The organism is Thalassococcus halodurans, assembly GCF_900108225.1.
Taxonomy (GTDB): Bacteria; Pseudomonadota; Alphaproteobacteria; order Rhodobacterales; family Rhodobacteraceae; genus Thalassococcus; species Thalassococcus halodurans.
This window is the reverse complement of the sequence record NZ_FNUZ01000009.1, coordinates 1-19,734: the sequence shown is the minus strand read 5'-3', so window position 1 is coordinate 19,734 and position 19,734 is coordinate 1. Positions and strand designations below refer to the sequence as shown.

17 protein-coding genes are annotated in these 19,734 nt (G+C 58.5%); 12 read left to right on the top strand and 5 right to left on the bottom strand.

The window, feature by feature from the left end; all coding sequences use genetic code 11:
- Position 1: 1 nt before the first annotated feature.
- Entirely contained in the window at positions 2-913 is a 912-nt protein-coding gene (locus tag C4S59_RS18605; protein ID WP_093455093.1) for a DUF2493 domain-containing protein, read from the top strand.
- 121 nt (positions 914-1,034) lie between these two features.
- Here C4S59_RS18605 and C4S59_RS18600 read toward each other — a convergent pair whose 3' ends face one another.
- A complete protein-coding gene (locus C4S59_RS18600; protein ID WP_234994833.1) occupies positions 1,035-1,370 on the bottom strand; it encodes a hypothetical protein in 336 nt (111 codons plus the stop codon).
- Between the two features lie 599 nt (positions 1,371-1,969).
- Between C4S59_RS18600 and C4S59_RS18590 the strand changes: the two genes are divergently transcribed.
- The 4 genes from C4S59_RS18590 to repC all read left to right on the top strand — a co-directional run bounded on the left by C4S59_RS18590 (position 1,970) and on the right by repC (position 6,559).
- Complete coding sequence (locus C4S59_RS18590) at positions 1,970-2,308, top strand: DUF736 domain-containing protein (RefSeq protein ID WP_103911892.1); 339 nt, start codon at positions 1,970-1,972, stop codon at positions 2,306-2,308.
- A 496-nt stretch (positions 2,309-2,804) separates the two neighbouring features.
- Complete coding sequence (gene repA / locus C4S59_RS18585; protein WP_093455149.1) at positions 2,805-4,016, top strand: plasmid partitioning protein RepA; 1,212 nt, start codon at positions 2,805-2,807, stop codon at positions 4,014-4,016.
- 103 nt (positions 4,017-4,119) lie between these two features.
- Positions 4,120-5,115, top strand: coding sequence for a plasmid partitioning protein RepB (gene repB / locus C4S59_RS18580; protein WP_093455150.1), 996 nt, complete (start codon positions 4,120-4,122; stop codon positions 5,113-5,115).
- 160 nt (positions 5,116-5,275) lie between these two features.
- Positions 5,276-6,559, top strand: coding sequence for a plasmid replication protein RepC (repC, locus tag C4S59_RS18575; RefSeq protein WP_093455151.1), 1,284 nt, complete (start codon positions 5,276-5,278; stop codon positions 6,557-6,559).
- Positions 6,560-6,571: 12 nt separating this feature from the next.
- Here repC and C4S59_RS18570 read toward each other — a convergent pair whose 3' ends face one another.
- Positions 6,572-7,681: a tyrosine-type recombinase/integrase gene (locus tag C4S59_RS18570; protein WP_093455152.1), complete on the bottom strand. Its 1,110-nt coding sequence runs from the start codon at positions 7,679-7,681 to the stop codon at positions 6,572-6,574.
- A gap of 113 nt (positions 7,682-7,794) precedes the next feature.
- On the opposite strand from C4S59_RS18570, the gene C4S59_RS18565 reads away from it, so the two are divergent.
- The 7 genes from C4S59_RS18565 to C4S59_RS18535 all read left to right on the top strand — a co-directional run bounded on the left by C4S59_RS18565 (position 7,795) and on the right by C4S59_RS18535 (position 15,246).
- On the top strand, positions 7,795-8,679 hold the full coding sequence (locus tag C4S59_RS18565; RefSeq protein WP_008335645.1) for a DUF1403 family protein: 885 nt from the start codon (positions 7,795-7,797) through the stop codon (positions 8,677-8,679).
- Between the two features lie 2 nt (positions 8,680-8,681).
- Positions 8,682-9,272 (top strand): SMC-Scp complex subunit ScpB, encoded by a 591-nt coding sequence (gene scpB / locus C4S59_RS18560; protein WP_027246250.1) that lies wholly within the window; start codon positions 8,682-8,684, stop codon positions 9,270-9,272.
- A 309-nt stretch (positions 9,273-9,581) separates the two neighbouring features.
- Positions 9,582-10,916 (top strand): DUF4365 domain-containing protein, encoded by a 1,335-nt coding sequence (locus tag C4S59_RS18555; protein WP_103911891.1) that lies wholly within the window; start codon positions 9,582-9,584, stop codon positions 10,914-10,916.
- Positions 10,913-12,388 carry an argonaute/piwi family protein gene (locus C4S59_RS18550; protein WP_008335638.1) on the top strand — a complete coding sequence of 492 codons (1,476 nt, stop codon included), beginning with the start codon at positions 10,913-10,915 and terminating at the stop codon, positions 12,386-12,388. The genes C4S59_RS18555 and C4S59_RS18550 overlap by 4 nt, the downstream gene beginning before the upstream one ends.
- A 244-nt stretch (positions 12,389-12,632) precedes the next feature.
- Positions 12,633-13,232: a helix-turn-helix domain-containing protein gene (locus tag C4S59_RS18545; RefSeq protein ID WP_008335637.1), complete on the top strand. Its 600-nt coding sequence runs from the start codon at positions 12,633-12,635 to the stop codon at positions 13,230-13,232.
- Positions 13,225-14,442 carry a type II toxin-antitoxin system HipA family toxin gene (locus tag C4S59_RS18540; RefSeq protein WP_027246249.1) on the top strand — a complete coding sequence of 406 codons (1,218 nt, stop codon included), beginning with the start codon at positions 13,225-13,227 and terminating at the stop codon, positions 14,440-14,442. The genes C4S59_RS18545 and C4S59_RS18540 overlap by 8 nt, the downstream gene beginning before the upstream one ends.
- A gap of 12 nt (positions 14,443-14,454) precedes the next feature.
- Entirely contained in the window at positions 14,455-15,246 is a 792-nt protein-coding gene (locus C4S59_RS18535) for an AbiJ-NTD4 domain-containing protein (RefSeq protein WP_008335632.1), read from the top strand.
- A 209-nt stretch (positions 15,247-15,455) separates the two neighbouring features.
- Here C4S59_RS18535 and C4S59_RS18530 read toward each other — a convergent pair whose 3' ends face one another.
- From C4S59_RS18530 to C4S59_RS18520, 3 genes are all read right to left on the bottom strand, one after another.
- On the bottom strand, positions 15,456-16,634 hold the full coding sequence (locus C4S59_RS18530) for a reverse transcriptase family protein (RefSeq protein WP_050772053.1): 1,179 nt from the start codon (positions 16,632-16,634) through the stop codon (positions 15,456-15,458).
- A 199-nt stretch (positions 16,635-16,833) separates the two neighbouring features.
- A complete protein-coding gene (locus C4S59_RS18525; RefSeq protein ID WP_139199595.1) occupies positions 16,834-18,093 on the bottom strand; it encodes a phosphoribosyltransferase-like protein in 1,260 nt (419 codons plus the stop codon).
- A gap of 78 nt (positions 18,094-18,171) precedes the next feature.
- The gene (locus tag C4S59_RS18520; RefSeq protein ID WP_200813253.1) at positions 18,172-18,753 is read right to left on the bottom strand and encodes a plasmid pRiA4b ORF-3 family protein; all 582 of its coding nucleotides are present in this window, start codon (positions 18,751-18,753) and stop codon (positions 18,172-18,174) included.
- Positions 18,754-19,734: the final 981 nt, after the last annotated feature.

Sequence of the window (19,734 nt, the reverse complement as noted above, 5' to 3'; positions counted from 1 at the left end):
AATGCCCCATCAGACAGACATCCAAGAGGAGACCGGCGTGACCTCCGCCATCCTCGACCACCTCGCACTTCACGGCGCAACACCGGGACCCGGCGAGACCGATCATCGCCCCCTGCCCCAACCCGACGAGGTCGAACTCGCCATGGCGACCCTCTTTGAGACCACCATCGGCCTCCTCACCGGCAGCCAGTTGGAGGACAATATTGAAGAGATGCTCTGGTCCCTCACCTCGATCTTCCATCGCCGGCTGACCCATATCCAGAAGCTTCTCGACGACAACGAATTCGAGGTCCGGGAAAGCCTCGCGATCCAGGACGGCTCTGAGGTCGCCTCGGTCGAGCTGGAACGCCTCCAGATGATCGGGCTGAAGCTCTGGGACCATCGCGACGCTTTCGAGCAGATGCGCGATCTGGCCGTGGACCATTTCTCGGCCGCCACCGGTTCGCCCTGGCTGCCCCGCACCGGATCCAAGGTCTCGCATCGGGGTCTGATCTCCGCCGTGGTGGACAGTCGGGCCTATCTCTCGGCCAAGCGCCGCAAGGAGACCGAGGTGCACTGCCCCGAAGGCACACGGATCGCTTTTTCGGGCGGCGACTATCAGGCCTACGACCTGATCTGGTCCGTCCTCGATGCCACCCTTGCGAAATACCCCGACATGGTGCTCTTGCACGGTGGCACGCCCAAAGGCGCCGAGATGATCGCGGCCCGCTGGGCAGATACCCGAGGTGTCACCCAGGTGGTCTTCAGGCCCGACTGGAAGAGCCACGGGAAGGCCGCCCCCTTCAAGCGCAATGACAAGATGCTGGAGACCATGCCCCAAGGGCTGATCGCCACCCCAGGTTCGGGTATCACAGAGAACATCGTCGACAAGGCCCGCAAGCTCGGGATCCGCATCAAGAGGATCGGGGCTTAGGCCCCGGTTCTACAATGACATCAGTCAGAGCGCCCAGTGCGGTTCGCACTTTGAGTTCGCGGAGGTGCGCAGTATTGCAGGATTTGGTCTGTCAGACTGCTGAGTGTGTGGATGAGTATTTCTAGTTTGTCGCTGTCGCGGGACTTCCAAAAGCCTCGTGACGCTCACGTCGTCCCGGGATCAGCGGGATGTTCGCCGAAAGGCGCCCCATTTCGGCCAGGAAACTGACCAATCCGACGATCGTCTTGAACTCGCGCAATTTGAAGACGCTGCGGCTCGTGACAAGCATCTTCGCGTCCTGGCCGTCCTTCGTCACCGCGTGCACGATCCACGCGCCATACCAACTGTTATGGCGCTTCTCGGCAGTCTGGTTGCAGATCACCTCGATGAGGTAGCCATCTGAGAGCAGATCGCGCAGGCCATCCTCGGTGACCACATTCTGTGTTGCGCCGTCCAACTGCTTATCCTCTTCACTCATCCCGACACGTGTCGGGATTGGAGCGGGCTCGGGCGTTTGCCTGATCTTCCGAGTCGCACACGTCGTTTGCTCAGTTTTGCGCTGCCATACGGGACATCTTCGAAGTTCGCAACGCGGCCGGGATTGAAGCTGTCGGGAAAAGATGTGCGCGTCCTCGCCTGGGCATTTCAACTTCTCCAGCCTGTGAGATCACTTTCTGCTCTAGGCCATTGGTAACTCGACCGAGGACCTCAAGACGGGCCGGTGTTGCGTTGCGACGGGTCGTGGTATGTATCGAAAGATCAGGTGTGACTGTGAAAGGATCGTTTCGGCGTTCTTAGTTGTCGGCAGTTCACCCACCTTCCTTCGCGGCCACCGCACTTCTCCCAATGTCTGAGTTGCATGACATGCTGGTCGCAGCTGTCGTCCCGTCCACAAAGGTTGTCGCCGATCTTTTTCCCCTGACCCTGCGGGTCTTTCCTCGCGCAGCAAAAAGACCGGCGCCTGCCCCTCTCCAGCTCACGCTTCGCCTTCGGTGTGGCCGGGCCTTGGCCAGCTGCAAAGTGACCATCATTGCAACGCAAACAAGGAGAAGAGCAATGACCACGAACTGCATCAAATTCACCAGCGCCGACATCGAAACCGCCAAGGGCGTCGGCTCCATCTCGACCCTGACCTTCGACCTCGACATCACGGTCGAACCCGTCGCGAGCGCGAACCCGATGGCCCCCACGCACCGCGTCCTCGGCCGTTCCCCGCGCGGCAAGCTGGTCGAGTGCGGCGGTATCTGGAAAAAGCAGAGCAAGGAGACCGGCGCCGACTACTACACGCTGACCATCCGCGACCACGGCTTCAACGCCAACCTCGGCAAGGCCGCGAACCAGGACGATCTGTCCCTGCAGGCCGTCATCCCCTGGGGCCCCAAAGACGCCGCGTGACGCAAAGAATCGGCCGGGGCAACCCAGCCGATTTCCCCCCGCGTCCCTTCGCATTGACATGCATTGCCTGCATGTTGGCGCGCACTGGTTGGTGTGCTTGGTGGAAGCAACTGAAAGCTGATCGGGCATAAGGGAGATGATGACGCAATCCGTTTCGGAGAAGACTTTTCCGTCGTCCCCCACGCACTTTAAGGCTTAGTACCTCTTGCATTTTGACAGCCGTGCAATGGAGGAAAAATAAATAATAACATAAGGTTGCGGTCGTGGTCATGTGACGCGCTAATTGGCTGGAAGTCAGAGCTTACGACAGGTCATCCCAAGATATTGGGTAGGAGCCATCCGTGATCACTACAGTTTGTCGAGGCATCTAGGCCCGCTGGCAGATTGGGTGGGGTCGAGCCGCCGGGCGAAAATCATTGTTAAGACTCATTTTTCCGTGTAGATGACACTTTAATGAGCGAAATCGCTGAAAAAGCGATATTTAGAGGGCAGTCAGATGCGACAACGGTCTTTTGAGGCTGATACGAAGGATCAACCCTTCGACGAGATCATCCTTCAGCAGGGAGAGCTGATTTCTGACCGTCTCAACATGTTGCGACAGGAACAGTATCCTCCAGACGCCCAGAAAGGTCTACGTCAGTTCTCTCTGGCAGAGGTTGCCTACTATCTCGGCGTGACCCAATCGACGATCAAGAAGCTTCACCTCGAGGGCAAAGGCCCCGAGCCCGAAACGTCGTCTTCCGGCAGGCGCAGCTACTCGGCTGAGCAAATGCTGGAATTGAGAGCCTATCTGGACAAGCATGGCCGTCCCGGAAGGCGCCGTTATGTCCCCTATCGACAGCCTGGCGAAGAACTGCACGTTGTTTCTGTCGTAAACTTCAAAGGGGGCAGCGGAAAGACCACTACCGCAGCTCATCTCGCTCAGCATTTAGCGCTGAAGGGCCATCGTGTTCTTGCGATCGACTTGGATCCTCAAGCCTCACTAACAGCTTTGCACGGTATCCAGCCTGAGCTCGACAACGTGCCCTCGCTTTATGAGACGCTCCGGTATGACGATGAGCGCAAGCCCATCTCTGAAGTAATCCGGCCGACAAACTTCCCAAACCTAGACATCGTTCCGGCAAGCCTCGAACTTCAGGAGTACGAATACGATACGCCGGTTGCTTTGACGAGCAGCGATCCCCATGAGGGCCGCACCTTCTTCACTCGGATATCCAAGGCGCTCAGTGAAGTTGATGACCGCTATGACGTGGTCGTAATCGATTGCCCTCCTCAGCTGGGCTACCTCACGCTCACTGCTCTGACGGCTTCTTCCTCGGTAATTGTGACGGTCCATCCTCAGATGCTGGACGTCATGTCGATGAGCCAGTTTCTTTTGATGCTGGGCGGGATCATGAAGACGATCCGTGACGCCGGAGCAAACATGCGCCTGAAGTGGTTCCGCTACCTCGTAACGCGGTTTGAGCCAACAGATGGTCCTCAAAAGCAGATGGTCGGGTTCCTCCAGGCGATGTTTCCAAACCAGATGCTTTCGGCTCCTGTACTGAAATCGACGGCGATCTCCGACGCTGGGATCACCAAACAGACGCTTTACGAAGTTGAGCGCTCTCAGTTCGTTCGAACCACTTATGACCGTGCAGTGACCTCCCTGAACGACGTCAACGACGAAATCGCCGAATTGATCCACAAGGCTTGGGGGCGAGAATGACTGTGGTTTTGACAGCCGTGCAGAGCGCCAATTTTGACAGCCGTGCAACTGTCGAAATGCAGACTGCGCGCCGGTTGGATTCTAACGAAGTGGAGATGACTTGATGGCTCGCAAAGACCTCCTGAAGAGCGTCATGGCTGGTTCGCCGGAGCAGCCCAAGGATTCCGGGCGCTCCGGATACGCAATGCGCGGAGCTTCGAAGTCGATGAAGGTTTCGATTGATAGCCTTGCGGAGAACTCGAAGCGTCTCCTTGAAGGCGAAACAATAGTCGAGATTGATCCGCAATTGATCGATGTGTCATTCGTTTCGGATCGGCTTAGTGATGACGATGTTGCTTTCAACGAACTGAAAGCATCGATCGCGGCCGGTCGCCAGGACACACCGGTTTTACTTCGACCGCATCCAGAAGCAGATGGTCGTTACATGATCGTCTTCGGGCATCGCCGTGTGCGAGTTGCATCGGCGCTCGGCCGTAAGGTTCGCGCAGTTGTAAAGCCGATGGACGACGTGGCCCACATTCTTGCTCAAGGGCAGGAGAACACTGCGCGCGCAGATCTCTCATTTATTGAGAAGGCCCTATTTGCGAAGAGCCTTTTGGATATGGGGCAAGCAAAGGACGTGATCCAGTCCGCCCTGACCATTGACGGTACTTTGCTTTCGCGCATGCTGTCAGTGGCGCAGAACGTCCCGCGGCACGTCATCGAACAGATTGGCCCAGCCAAGCAGATCGGGCGCGATCGTTGGGAGGATTTCAAGAAGTTGGCCTCGGAGCCCAAGAATGAGAAGATCCTCAAAGGAGCTTTGGAGTTCGACGGTTTTCAGGGTCTCGACAGCGATGCACGCTTCGAGTTCCTGCACAGCAAGCTAGCAGAAGCGGGCAGGGCGCCGAAAAGCCGAAAAGCGCGTGCCGCGCCCAAGAAACGTACTTGGACCGCCGGCAAAGGCCGCATCAAAGGCGTCATCGGCCGATCCGGAAAGGCATTCAGCATTTCACTCACGGCGCAAGACTCGACCGAGTTCGGGGATTTTCTCTCGGGCCGGCTTGATCAGCTGTACAGTGAATTCCTCGCGACGAAAGAGGAGCAGTCAGAACAATGATCTAGGCAAAAGAAAAGCCCCCAAGCAGCGTGGCCTGAGAGCTAATCTGAAAAGTTTGGTCGCTTAGAAGATATCTCTCCCGCGAATCACTGTCAACAAGAACGCCACTTCGGCGAACGGCTTTCTTTTGCCTCCACATAACTGGAGGTGAGAAACAGGCATGAAACATACAGGTTGGCGCAAGCCGACACCGGGTCTTGGCATTGCAGAGCAGCTTGCCCAAGCCGGTGAACAGTTAGCTGTACCCAAGACGCGGGCCTTCGTGGCCGTAAAGCGGGTCGGTGCATACATTGGCCTCAAGGCCGGAGACATGATGCTCCTCGACACGCTCGGGGCCTTTACTCAGGCCCAGGACTGGGAGGAGGGGCAGCGCCCGATCGTCTGGGCATCAAACGCCTATCTGATGGAGCAGACGGGCTTCTCGCTCTCGGCTCTCAAACGCCATGCGCGACGGCTGGCCGAGATCGGCGTGATCTCCTTCCAGGACAGCCCGAACGGCAAGCGGTGGGGGCGCAGGGACGCCGATGGGCGCATTATCGAGGCCTACGGCTTCGATCTGTCGCCGCTGTCGGCCCGTGTCGAGGAGTTCGAGGAGTTGCATGCCGATTTACAGGCCGAACGTGAGCTCTGTCAGCGCCTGAAGCGCCAGATCACGGTGGCACGACGGATGATCAGGGCGCGGATCGAGGCTGCCGTCAGCAACGCGCTGCGCGGGCCCTGGGCGCAGTTCACGGGGCTCTTCGAAGAGCTTTTGGACCGGCTTCCGCGCCGCCACGAAGCTTCCGAACAGCTTGTCCGGCTCTTGACCTGGTTCAAAGAGCTTCAGGAGCGTGTCGAGGCAGCTTACCTTAAGGCAACTGAGGCTGTCCAACCTGTGGAAAACACGCCTGCAACCAAGGCACAAGTCTTCGAAAAGACTCAAAAAATGAACCCCAGGGAGGTCATTTCTGACCCCCATATACTAATTACAACCCAACTAAATCCTGTAACCTGTAATCGCTCAGAAACTGAGCAAGCGGCGGGCGTGGTGCCAAATGCGCCACCGGAAGAGCAGGTTGATAGGGAGTTGGAAGAGTGGGTTGCTGAGACCCGCAAAAAACGTGGAGCAGCGCTTGATTTGCCGACTGTGATGCAGGCTTGTCCCGAATTCGCGTCCTGGGCGCGCAATATGGGCGGGTATCTCAAAGATTGGGGCGATCTGCACCGGGTTGCTGGCCAGTTGAGGCCAATGATTGGCGTCTCGGAGCATGCCTGGAACCTCGCGCAGGTTCGTCTTGGGCCTCAAATTGCAACCGCCGCGCTGGTTCTGACCTTCGATAAGCATTGCGCCGGCGAAGTCGCGTCTCCGGGCGGCTATCTCCGTGGTATTGTCCAGAAGGCCGGGGCAGGGGAGTTGCACCTCGAGCGTAGCTTCTACGGTAGGCTCAGCGGGCAGGCGGCGTAATGGGGCAGCGGATCAAAGCCCCGCGGCCTTGGTCAGGTTCACCCGGAATCTGTCGCGACGGCGTTGATACCGGCGGGTCATCTCGGCCGATGCGTGTCCGAGCTGCTTCTGGACATAGCGTTCGTCGACTTCCGCGCTGCTGGCGAGACCGGCGCGCAAGGAATGGCCTGAAAACAGCGCTAAGCGGTCTTTTTCCGGCAGCTCGGCGCGAATGCCGGATTTCAGGACGGTGGATTTGATGAGGCGGGCGACATGCTTGTCGTTGAGGCGTTTTTCCAAGGCCTTCTTTCCGTCGCGGGATGTGCGGACGAAGACCGGTCCGAAGTCGATCTTCGCGAAATGCAGCCATTGTTCCAGCGCATGAACGGGGCAGGTTTGGTTCGAAGAACCGCGGCCAATCTCCACCTCGCGCCAACCGGCTTTGGCATTCAGAGTCAGCACAGCACCGTCACCGAGGATCTCGATCCAACCGCCTGAATCATGCGTATCGTCTTTACCGACATCGAGGCTGATGATTTCAGAACGGCGCAACCCGCCAGCATATCCCAAGAGCAGGATGGCTCGGTCACGCAGGCCGCGCAGGTCGTAGGGCAGGGTGGCCACCATTGCGAGGATGTCTTCCGGCAGGATCGCTTCTTTCTGTACCGGTGGCCGCGCATGTTTGCGCTTGATGCCGGCCAGGACGGTGGCGATGTGGCGATCCTTGCGGTCCAGCGCGAACCCACGTTGCGCGTAGTTCCAGGCAAGCCCAGAAAGGCGGCGATCTAAGGTGCTCACCGAGAGGGCAGGGGACCCATTGGTCGGCGCGGCCAGGTCCGTCAGATAGAGACCAATCATCTCTGGAGACGGGGGTAGGGGCTCCGCGCCTTTCAATCTGCACCAACGCGCAAAGTGCTTCCAGTCGGCGGCGTAGGCCTTGTTGGTGTTTTCGGCGGTCGAGGCCTTGGCGTAATCACGTGCGTTCTCGGCCAGTCGATCCAGCGTACCTGAGCCGGCCACATGGGAGGGCAGGGTCAGAGCCTCGCTGGATGTCGGGTCTCTCGCGTCGTCTTCGTTGATGGAAGACCCGATTGGTGCGTCTGAGATCGATTTCTCATTCATTTTTGACATGTCGCTGAGCATATCTTTTGAGGTCCGATAATGCAAACTTATTGGACATGACTGCGAGCGACAAGGTGGGGCGGTTTATGTGCTATTTTCTGGTAGAAAGCGCCGCGCTGATATAGGCTGCAGGCATGACATTTGCCCGGCCGGATCACATCGTCGACCTCGACACGTTACCCCGGATGCCCGCCTGGGTCACCTCTGCACGCGCTGAAACCCTTGAAGATGTTGCGTTTTTGTCGGGTTCGGCGCTGAACCACCTGCATCTTATGTTGGGACGCGCGGAGGTGCCCCAAGCCTTGTTTCGGGACCGGCTCGCGCTGCGCGCGGCCGAGGCTTGTATCGCGTTCTCTGGGCGGCCGGAGCGGGCAGGGGAGCTGCGCGACGCGGTGCACCTGCTGCGACCCGGCGATCTGCCCGGACCGGCGGGCGAAACTAGCCTCGCCTGGCGACGCGCTGTGGAACGGCCGGTATCGATCAAGGCTCTGGGTCGAGCCTTGCCCAGCTTCGACCTCCGCCAAATTGCCGCGTGGCTTGATGTGGGGAAAGGGGCGCCGGTAACCTGGGCCGCGAAGGTGTTGGAGGCGGTACTGCACGAGGTGCCGCGCGCAGATGTAGTAGGACTGATCCTCGCGGATGCGGCCCTCGCTCAGGCACTCGGCTGGGATCATCTCGTGCCGCTTCTGGCCCCAGCCCTGAAACGCGCCGACCTGCGCAAGCATGGCGAAGACCTGCGTCTCGCCTGTCATCGGGCGCTCGTCTCATCGGCAGTCGAGGCCGTGCGCCTTGCCGCTGACCTCGAGCGCCGAACGACGCATCTGAAATCCGTCGCGCCGAAACTCCGGGCCAAGGGGGCAGGGCAGGCGGTCGAGTTGTTCCTGACCAGCGATGCGGTTGCCCCTTCGGCGCTGCCCTTGCCGGATCGCGCCGCGCGGCGGCTCTGCGATCGGTTGGTCGACCTCGGCGCTGTGCGCGAGCTGACCGGGCGGGACACCTTCCGGCTTTACGGGGTATAGTGATGGCCAAGGATCGCCCCGAACTTGAGCTTGACCGCGAGTTGTCCGATCTGCCGCCCGAGCTGCGCTGGCGGGAATGGATGCGCCGGATCGAGGCCGTGCTCTTCGCCAGTGCCTCGCCAGTGCCGCGCGAAGACCTTGCCCGCGTGGTGGGGCAGGCGGCTTCGGTCGAATTGCTGGTCGAGGACCTTGCCGCCGATCTGGAAGGGCGGGCCTTCGAGATCGCTCGGGTCACTGGCGGCTGGATGTTCCGGACGCGGGCCGCCTACGCGCCCGCGATCCGCGCAGCGGCAGATGTCGGGAACCAGTTTCTGGATCTGAGCGAGTTCGACGTCGCGGTCCTGGCCGCCATCGCCTACCATCAACCGATCACCCGCGACGGGCTCAAGGACATCTTCGGCAAGGAGATCAGCCGCGACCTGATAGGGCGGCTGCATTCGCGCAACCTGATCGGGACCGGGCCAAAGTCGCCCAGGCGAGGGGCCCCCTATACCTTCGTCACCACCGAGCAGTTCCTGGTCGCTTTTGGGTTGGAGAGTCTGCACGATCTTCCCGATCGGGAGCAGTTGGAGGATGCGGGGGTTGTGGGGTAGCTGCTTCAAGTGGGCGTCGGCTGACGAACTGGAATCCTCGGCATAGAATTCATCCCGACTTTGCTCTCGCGGAATCTACCTCTGGGCATCATCGTCGGCAGCAACGAATTCCATCGTGAGGACAACGTCAGTCGTTTTGAAATCTGGTCGGGAAAGCTTGATAGACCTATTGACCGGTCAGTCCAAGGGTCGCCTACCCAGTTCATCTGCGATCATTCAATCCATCATGGCCTACATGTAGTATCCGAGGCCTTACGAAACGCTGATTGAAGTGCTATCTCTTTCATATGGAAGGTACGGGTTATTGGCGTGAACAAGAAGATTACTGCCAGTCAGCGCATTGGCGAAATCGGGGAGAAGGCGGCTAATCTTCAATTCTTGCGAATTGGGTTCCAATTCGATGGGCGTTCACGGCTGGAAGCGGGGATAGACGGCATCGCTGAGGTGATGGACGATGATCAGCCGACAGCGAAGATGATTGCCGTTCAGGTCAAGGCTACTGAGCGTGGCAGCTATGTCGGCGAGACGGACGCCGGTTTCACCTATCGTGTCCGCGCTTCAGATTTCGACTACTGGCGCGGCTCCAACCTACCCGTGATCCTTGTTCTCTACAGGCAATCAGATGACACGTTCTTCTGGAAATCGCTCGAAAACCTCGTTGGCGAGGCCGAACGCACATTGCAGTTCGACAAGGAGCGCGACGTCTTGGACGGACGTGCGAAGAATCACCTCGCTGCCCTGACCGTCGCCAAGCAAGGACACGGTTACTACGTCCCGCCACTTGGGGGAGGGGAGGAAGCGATCATCAACATGGTGCCATTGCAGCTTCCTGAGGAAATCTTCGTCGCACAGACACAGCTCTCTACCCAGAAGGCGCTCGCCCGGATGAATAAGGTCCGGGACGGCCAGCGGTACGATTGGATGGTCGATGAAACCTCGCTTTGGACATTCTGCGACCCACTAACCACACCCGTTCGCGACCTGGTCGAACGGGATCAGGTCGAACGGATCGAAACCGACTTTCTGGCACAACACGACGCAGTGGATCAGCAATACAAATTTGCGGGTCTGTTGCGACATACTCTGGGCCATGACTTTCGGGATTTGCTTGGATGGGACCGAAAGAAAAAGCAGTTCTACTTCTTGCCAACACCTGTAGGCGTCGCGCGCAAGTTTCGCTATCTTGGTGCGAAGCAGAAGACACAGGCAGACGTTGTCAGCGTCTATCAGAAGTCGAAGGGGGAGGGGCCCATCGACTATGTGCGGCACCATTCATTCCATCCCCGGTTCGAGCGCTTGGCGGACCAATGGTACCTGATCATCAACCCATCCTACTATTTCACTTCGGATGGAGAGCGCGCGCTCAACTATCCGGATGCCTTGTTGTCCGGGAAGAAGCGCCTCGACACAAACAACACCGTTCGAGGCCAGGTGATCATGTGGCATCGATTGCTGTCAGGTATGGAATTTGAAGATGCCGGCGAACTGCTGGCACCCGACACCAAGACGGATCGTATCATCAAGTTTGGTGACCCGCCTTCCATCGAACTGCCAAAGAGTGTGCCCGAGGACGTGTGGGGCGCGAAGGCGCAGAAGTCGAAGAAGCCGTCCGGCTCGAATGAACAAGGCAGCTTTGACCTATGAGCGACTTCAAGACAAAGATCTTCCCGGAGCCTGAACTGGAATTTGGTGACCAACACCATCATCCTGATCCACGATTGGGGTTGCTACAGGCGGGCCCGTTGCAAACGAACCTGGGGGACACGATCAAAGTCGGCGTTGTTGGCAGCGCTCTGACCGTCGAAAAATCAGGCGAGTTTCTGAATGCGATCGAAGATGGGTTCGAGGGTAAGACCGAAAAGCACCCGAACCTGCACCCGGACTTCCCTGGGTTGAGAAACCAGAACCCCTATCGGTGCCGGTTTGAAATGGTGGCTGCCGAAGATGGAGTGCTGACGAAAGGTCAGATCGAGAAGATTGCCAAGGAACCGAGCGATGCGCGTGCTGTGGAGATAGCCGTCGACGCAGTTATGGCGCAACTGGAAAAGTTGGAGGCGCATCATGAACGGCCGGACGTGGTCATGGTTTCTCTCCCTGTCAAGTTGATCGAACGGGTCTGGAGAAACGAGCGGGCGCGCGATGACGAAGGTATAGAGGGCGAAGCGGCCGACGCGAAAGCTGGCAGAGAAACCTCTCCGAACTTCCGTGGCTTGCTCAAGGCCAGAGCGATGGACCTCAGATTCTCAATTCAGATTGTCTGGGAGGATGTCATCAACCCCGATGCCAAGATCCCTCGCAAGATCAAGGAGAACTCTGACCGCCAAACCCAAGATCGAGCTGACCTCGCATGGAACCTCATGACGACGCTCTACTACAAGGGCAGCGGCAAGGTGCCCTGGCGCAGATTGCCGGAAGAAGGCGAGTTCACCGCCTGTTACATTGGCATCAGCTTTTTCAAGGATGCCGAAACCGACGAGATATGGACCAGTGCTGCGCAAATGTTCGACGAGCGGGGCAGAGGGTTCATTCTTAGAGGCGGTCCTGCGCAGTCAGAGTCGCGGGGTCGCCACCCGTTCCTCACTATCGATGAGGCTCACAAGCTTACCGAGAGCGCCTTGGCCGCCTACAAGTCGGTCCATAGAACGATGCCGGCACGCGTGATCGTCATGAAGACGTCGCGCTTTCGCGAGGACGAGGCCGAGGGTGTTGGCAAGGCGCTCGACGAGGCAGGTGTGGAACTGCGCGATCTCGTTTGGATTCATGAGAGCTATTCAGTCAAGGTGCTGCGCGACGGCGACTTCCCTGTCCTCCGCGGCACCTTCGTTGAACTGGACGGCAATGGGCTGCTCTATACCAACGGCAGCATTCCCTACTATGGGACCTATCCTGGCCTCTATGTCCCGAACCCCCTGTTGCTCTGTCCGCACCCGCAAAGCGAGAGCACGATCGAACAGATTGCGAAGGAAGTTTTCAGCCTCACGAAGGTGAACTGGAACTCGACCCAGATGAACCAACGCTTGCCGATTCCGATCCGAGCAGCCCGTAAGGTTGGTGACGTGTTGAAATACGTTCCCTCGGGGCAAAAGGTCAGCAGTGACTATCGGAAGTACATTTAGAAGCTGCACACGGAGCACGCCGTCGGCTCCGTGGCTGCTGTTAAGAGCATCTGATCGTCGATCCTCGAAGCTCCCAAGTTTCCAGCGGATCTTTTTTCGGCAAGTGACTTCTCTGGCGTTTGATACATAAAAGAACATCACGCGCATGCCTTGATGTAGAATTCTACATCAATCTTGAAGTCTGCTTCAGTGAGTGATATGTTTATGAATATCATAGATGGCAAACGAAGCAGCAAGATAGATCATGAGTTACGCAATAGAGCACATCGCAGAGTCGCTCAAAGCCGCGCGGGAACGCAAAGGGATCTCTCAGCGCGCGCTCAGTGCGAAGGCTGGGGTTCCACAGAGCCACATCTCCAAGATCGAGAACGGGGCGGTCGATCTGCGTCTGTCCAGCCTGGTCGAGCTTGCACGTGTACTTGATCTGGAATTGACTCTGGTCCCGCGCAAGAAGCTGCCTGCCGTTCGGGCGATCATTCGCGGTGATGATGATGGTCACCGTGACGTTCAGAGCGCGCGTAAGGCGACGAACCTATTGCAGCGCCTTGATGACCAGATAGCAGCGCTTCCCAGTGAAACGCTCTCTGAGATTGTCGTTCAGGAGTTGCAGCGCCGGGCGCGCGAATTGATGCACTTCAAGCTTTCAGCCGATGATGTTGTTCAGTTGCAAGAAGCGTCTGCTGCCATGCAGGAGTTCCTGAGCGATCCGCGCAATCTGGAAGCGGTCGAGCAGGCGCAGAGCCAGTTGCGCATGCTGCGCAACGCACTCGCCCATGGGGCGGGTGTATCTGCACCATCCTTACCGCGTCCGGCCTATCGTCTGGATGGTGACGATCATGGCTGATGTCAGTGTCCTTGAAGTCCTGCTCTACGGAGAGCCGATAGGTACGTTGACGCGGGTCAGCGGTGATACCTCGCTCTTTGCTTTCTCTGAAGGCTATGTCGCCGATGCGGGCAGGCCGGTTCTGAGCCTCGGTTTCAAGAATGAGCTTGGGGAACTGACCACTGATTTCGGTACGCAGAACATGCACCTGCTGCCCTTCTTCTCCAATCTTCTGCCCGAAGGTCACATGCGAGACTATCTCGCCGAGCGCGCGGGCGTGAAGCCCGTCCGTGAATTTTTCCTGCTCTGGGTTCTCGGCGAGGACCTTCCCGGTGCGGTCACTGTTCGGCCCGCCGATGGTGAGGCGTGGCCCCCCGACGCTGATGATGGTGAAGATCATCACGATGATCATCGAGATCAGGCGCTGAGGTTCTCGCTGGCAGGCGTTCAGTTGAAGTTCTCGGCTTTGGGAGACAAACAAGGCGGTCTTGCGATTCCGGCCAAGGGGGTCGGCGGCTCCTGGATCGTCAAGTTGCCAGCGCAAGGCTTCGATGCTGTCCCCGAGAATGAATTCTCGATGATGACGCTCGCGCGTCTCTGCGGCATGGATGTTCCGCCGATAAGGCTGATCGATGTTGCCGACATCGGCAACCTGCCCGAGGGCATGGATAAGGTCAGCGGTCAGGCGCTGGCGGTCGAAAGATTTGACCGTCTAAGTGATGGCAGCGCTGTTCACATTGAAGACTTCGCGCAGGTCTTTCGCGTTTATCCCAAGGACAAGTACGAGAAGGCAAGCCAGCGCAACATCGCACAGGTACTGGCCGCTGAATGCGGAGAGGCCGACATCGCCGAGTTTATCCGGCGGCTGACTTTCAATGTGCTGATCGGCAATGCCGACATGCACCTCAAGAACTGGTCGCTGATCTATCCGGATCGTAGGCAGGCAGCGCTCGCGCCGTGTTACGATTTTGTTTCGACCATTGCCTACATAGACGACGACAAGGCGGCGCTCACCTTTAGCCGCACCAAGAAGTTCTCCGGGTTCTCGAAGGACGAGCTGTCGCACCTGGCTGCAAACGCCGGTTTATCCGAGAAGCTGGTTCTGGGAACCGCACGCGAGACTGTCGCGCGCTTCCATGAGCACTGGCAGGCCGAAAAGGGAAACCTGCCGCTGACCGCGGATGCGATCAAGGCGATCGAAGCCCATTTGCACACAGTGCCGATAGCGTAGGGGATTGGCAGAATGGCAGAGAGTTTTTCGAACCGGCACGGCTACCGCAGCGCAGCCGCGGAGATAACCGTTCACGAGGACGCGCCCGAAAACCTGCGCTATGCGATCCCGCTGATTGGGCAGGACATCGGCATGAGCCCGTCCGCCATGCGCCGGATCATCTGTCAGGTGTTGCTCGTCCCGCCTGACCGGAACAACTGGTCGGAGCACCCCAACATCTGGGAAGAGGTCGTTGGGCTACTTGCCGACTGTCCTTGGTACAAGGTCTATGACATTGCTGAAGCGTTCCATACGGCACTCGCGCAAGGGTTCAACGACAATGCAAGCAGGTTCGATGGCCGGCTGAACCAGTTTTTTGTCGAAAATGGCATCGGCTGGCATATGAACGACGGCCAGATAGTCTATCGCGGCTCCGAAGCATTTACCGGCGCGACACAAGAGGCCGTCGAAATCCTCGAACATACCGGGCGCAGTGCCGCCGCACGCGAGATCCACGAAGCGCTGCGCGATATTTCTCGGCGGCCAGAGCCGGATGTGACCGGGGCAATCCAGCATGCCTGCGCAGCGATGGAAGCGACCGCGCGGGATCTGGCCGGCGATTCCAAAGCAACATTCGGCCAGCTTGTAAAGCGATTGGACCTTCCAAAACCTCTTGATACCGCAGCCGAGAAACTGTGGGGCTATGCGTCCAACAACGCTCGTCACGGGTTGGAAGGACAGCAGGTTGATACGCCAGAGGCCGAGCTGGTTGTCAGTGTAGCCTGCGCGGTCTGCACCTATTTGGCCAAACGCGCGGTGATATAGCGGCCCGAACAGTCTGATGAAGTGACTGGGATTTCAGAGATACTGGAGCAACGCAGAAGGCCGACACTTAATTCACAGGACCGGTTCAAAATCAGTGCGATCTCAGGCTGGAAAGACCTTCTAGGTTCTCCGGTGGTGATTTGAGCTCAGAAGCTTCTCCAAATTGATGAAAATCCGTAGGTAGAAGACGCCCATCGAACAGATTAAATTCACCTCCTTGTCTGCGACCAATCTGACGAGTCTAAAATCGCCCGACATTTCGCCGCATAGACCGGATCGATCTGACCGGCGAACGCGATCAGGCCCAACAGATGTTGGCGGAGGCCTTCAACGGAGGCGAATCCGCGCCGCGCTGCATGTTGAACCGGCCCCTGATCGGGAGCGCTTATGTGATACAGGTGCTTTCGAAGCCGCGAGCGGAAATCGCGGGTCAGCTTCGGCGTGTCTCCGTCCACCAAAAGGCCGAGCACGACTTTCCGTGCTCCCGGAGAAACAATCGTCGTCTTGGATTGGTTCGGCGCCAGTCCTCGAGCAGCCAGGGTCTCATAGACTCGCCCTACCAGATCATGTGCGCGGGATCTTCCAAACGACTTTCGTGTCGTTGAAAAGGTGAGATCGTCTGCATAGCGCGAGTATCGGACGCCGAAGGTCTTCGCGATAGCAGTCAGTCTTTCATCTAGGTCGCGCACTGCGAGATTGGCCAACATTGGACTGGTTGGTGCGCCTTGCGGCAAGACGCCAAGCAGGTCTCGTGGATAAAGCGATGTCAAGGACGAGTGCCGAAACTTGGGCGTTCGTCGCTGAGGCAAGACAGCAGTATCGTTGCGATGTTTGTCGCGGAGACGGGTGCACAAGCGCGCAAGCTCAAACGCGACCAGCGGCTGGTAGCCCCGCTCCAAAAACACCCGATGCACGTCGATTTCAGTCAGCGATTCGAAGAAGTTCCGCAGATCAATCTTGACCATCCAAACTGCGCGGCAGTGGCGCGCCGCGGCCTGGGCCAACCGAGACCCTGGTGCAAACGCCGTGCTCGCCGAATGGCAGGGTGCGTGGCGCAGGACTTCGGACGCGATCCAAGTCTGGACTCTCAGCAAGGGCGGCTCAGGCACGGCAATTGTTCGATAGCGCGGAGGTTGGCCCGGGATCGGGCGCTTGCGGATCGAGAACTCCCGATAAGGGTCCGCATCCTGCCTTGAGGCATATGTTTTCAAAATACCGACATCGACGCCCGCCAAATGCCCCAGATGGCCAAGGGTGAGGATCGGCGGGCCGGGACTTGGCTGCCGCAATGTGTGTTCAGCTGTCGCGATTGCATTATTGAGGATGGATTCATCCACTCCTGCCGCAAGGCCTTCGGCGAAGTAGCGTTGAGAGTTCCACGTTCGCATCTACTATCCACCCTTCAGGGTGAGCTTGATCGGATCGCAAGTCAGCCTACCGCTGCGGCGACCGCAAGGTCGTGCGGTTCGATCAAGTTGAGCATCAAGCGAAAGCTTGACCGTGAGCCCATCGCAATCGACGGCCCAGGCATCACCTCCTGCGGGCAGGACGTGACACCAACGGTGCCGGTCGTTACCCCGGCAACCACTAGACATCGCGTGGCGCTCTCAACGCATTCGGAAAGTACATCGTGTCGTCGCCTTGGGGAAGGGGGCTCTTGCGGTCTTGGCGAATCAGTCGTGACGCAACCATCCGCCCTCGTTCGGTCAGTTGATGCGACGCGTTTATCCAACCCCAACCTTTCAAGCGGTCAAGGATTTCGCACACATCATCGATGTTCATGCCGAGACGACCCGATATCGCTTCGGAATGACGGGGAGATCGGCGCAGTGCAGACAGGATGATCGTTTCCAAGCTCGTCGGGCGCAGAATTGCCCCGGTATCCGACGCCTTGGCAGACGCTTCAATACGCGCTCTTTCTTTCTCTGGCGTGTGCGGTTCTTGGTAGGGGGAACCAGCTGTACTGGATGCACGCTCCGGTACCAGCGCCGACCATCTTCTTGCATCCTTCCAGAACATCGAAGGTGCATTGTTCGGCATGCCGTGATCAAACGCCAAAAGCGCCCCCACTTCGCCATAGCCCAGGGGTTTGGACCCTGGTGGCGCATAGCGACGACACAGCTCTTCCATCCGCCTGACTTTTCCTCGGGGAAAGACCGTTTGAATTGTTGGGCATCGTGTCACCAAGCTGACGGTGGGCGATGAGGCGTGATCCTTTACGCGTTCGACCCCAGCTTCTGTCCCTGCGTAGGCCACCACTTCGAAACAAAGGCCGGAATGACTGCGCCTCGACCACCAGCTGCGCACTGTCCGCAGCCTCCATGCGGCATTGAGATAGTTGATGACGCGATCTCCACTTCCGATGAAGTCCGTTACCAGAACGAACCGGCGCGCGCGCTTCTCGCGAATTATGTCGGCCCCAGGGTTGAGAAGGATCGACCTTCGATGGCGCTTGTGCAACTGGGTCAGGACGTTGGCGACAACCCCTTCACTGCCTATTTCTTCGGCGACCTGTCGCTGACGAGGCACCAGCGGCGGTCCGACGCGGCCATATGCGCGCACAGTCTTCTTCCCTTTTTGAATTTTACTCGCGCGGGACGTCTCGGGAAACAAACGGTTGGGTTGCCCTTTCCATTTCTTACGCTCTGTTTCGTTGTAAAGCGCCACGGGGTTGGGACCGATCCTCAGGCGGTCTTCAAGGACCCGCGTCAAATCGCGGCGAAAAGCATCACCAGGGACAAGCCGGATGAGGGACGCGAGGATCGCGGCATCCGCCCGGTCCGCTTCTTCGAATTGATCCACCCATGCTTTCACCAACGGCTGCATGATGGTCGAGCTTGTGGTCACGTCGGTACCTCGATCTCAGTTCTTCAAAATGGTTGCGAGGTTCGCCATATGGATCGCGCGCCAAGCCAGCGTCAGGAGTCACTTTAGACCGCGACACTCTTTCGCCCAAACGAACATCGCACCGACGGCAGCATTGGCTTGCTGCACGCTGAACACTTCCGGTTCGAACGCGCCGGCCCATTGCTTTGTATCACGATATTCCGGGTGGCGTTTGTCGGTCAGCGCGTCGAGAAACTCTTCGTAAGAGTAGGGCCCTCCACAGTCCTCTGGCGGGCACGCTCGCGCTCCGGCAACACAGGCGGGAAAGTCCAGATCTGGTCTTCCGGTTGGTTTGCTAACCTTCTCGACAGTGACGAGGTGCCGCCAGCCATCGCCGAAATCATAAGTGTATATGAACTGATTGCCTTTCTTGACCAGCTCGCCAAGAGTAAAGCTCTTTTCGTCCTTCCGGCCATCGTTTGGGTCCCAGCTGTCGTCACTTTCGTCGCGGGCCTCGAACCTGTCTTCGCCAATCTCGAATTCATGCAAATGATAGTCTTGCCAAGGCATAGCGCCCTGGAGAACGGAATGCAGGATGTCCAAGCTGATGTCATTCGGCACGAGGATCCGGCGCCAGATGGGTGGTTTGATGCCAACAAGTTCGATTTTCAGCTCAATCAAAATGTGTTCCGCCTGTCTCAATGGCCCTGCCGTTGAAGTAACTTTTGATTCTTAAGTTGAAGCATTCAAGGGGAACATTGGCCCCTCCTGCCCTTTGGTCAGGACCGCGCCCTACTCGGTCGGCTGCACGCAGCCGCCCGCCCCGAGCTGAAACGCCGCCTCTCGCTGCGACGTGCTGCTGGCGGTGCAGTCTCCTCCGGAGCCAGCCCGGCCAGCCGTCGCATGGTCGTGGCAACGCTTCATCTCGGCCGTTCCGGTTACGGTCGCTTGGGCGGGCGCGTGACAACATCGATCTCGTATCTCGCGTCTCGGCCGGTGTTGCTCCTTGCTTTGCCGGACGTGCCGTGCCGCCCCGTCATCATAGGTCGCAAACGGCGTTCTACGACCGCCGGATTGCCTTGACCGCAGCTGGCATCAGGCCGGTGATGGTCGTGCTGCGCGGATCGCACGTTACGGGGTGCCGTGGAGGGACCGTTCGAAATCCGGGGGGGGCGGAACGGTGTCGAGGCTTCGACGATCTCCCTGCAGCTCTTCCAGACAACACAGATCGGGTTGCCACGGAAACCAGCCGTCGCGGCACGTGAGGCAGGGTCAGCAAAGCTCTGACTGGCCGGGATGCGGCTCGGTGCGAGAGGACAGAAATATCGCCACCACAGGCATTTCTCTCATTCGGTTGTTCACCCTCCTTTCTTCGCGGCCACCGCACTTCTCCTGGTGTCTGAGTTGCATGACATGCTGGTCGCAGCTGTCGACCCGTCCACAAAGGTTGTCGCCGATCTTTTTCCCCTGTCCCTGCGGGCCATTCCGCGCGGAGCAAATAGACCGGCGCCTGCCCCTCTCCGCTACGCTTCGCCTTCGGTGTGACCGGGCCTTGGCCAGCTGCAAGGTGACCATCATTGCAACGCAAACAAGGAGAAGAGCAATGACCACGAACTGCATCAAATTCACCAGCGCCGACATCGAAACCGCCAAGGGCGTCGG